We start from the raw sequence: 644 nt of genomic DNA on the forward strand, positions 1-644 counted from the left end.
GCTGTGAGCTGGAATGATGCGGCGGCGCGGCTGTCGGCATGATGGTCAGCCATGTCCATCCGCCTGCTCTATCTGATCTTCGTTCGGGTGTGCGGCTGGCTGGTCCTCCTCGGGCGTTCGCCGACCTCCAAGAACGTCGAGCTGCTCGTGTTGCGGCACGAGGTCGCGGTGCTGCGCCGTACCCAGCCCAAGCCCCGGTGGGACTGGGCCGACCGGGCGATCCTCGCCGCACTCATCCGACTCCTGCCCACGACGCTGCGAGCCCACCGGCTGGTCACCCCGGGGACCGTCCTGCGGTGGCACCGCCGCCTGATCACACAGAAACGGACCTACCCGCAGCGGACAGGACGACCTCCGGTCGGCCGGGAGATTGACGCGCCGATCGAGCGGCTCGCGACCGAGAACCCGACATGGGGCTACCAGCGGATCCAAGGCGAGCTCCTCACACTCGGCCACCGGGTCAGCGCGTCCACGATCCGACGGGTCCTGAAAACCCTCGGGCTGCCCCCGGCGCCCAAGCGCCAGACCGACACGACGTGGCGGCAGTTCCTGCGCGCGCAGGCATCGACGATGCTGGCGGTCGACTTCTTCCACGTGGACTGCGCCGTGACGCTCCAGCGTCTGTACTGCTTCTTCGTCCTAGC

The 644-nt window shown here is 68.6% G+C and carries 1 pseudogene; it reads left to right on the plus strand.

Features of this window, described 5'->3' with window-relative positions:
* Window positions 1-51 precede the first annotated feature (51 nt).
* Window positions 52-644, plus strand: a pseudogene (locus G6R25_RS24440) (helix-turn-helix domain-containing protein); the annotation flags it as partial.

It is taken from the genome of Candidatus Frankia alpina (assembly GCF_902806485.1).
Classification (GTDB): domain Bacteria; phylum Actinomycetota; class Actinomycetes; order Frankiales; family Frankiaceae; genus Frankia; species Frankia alpina.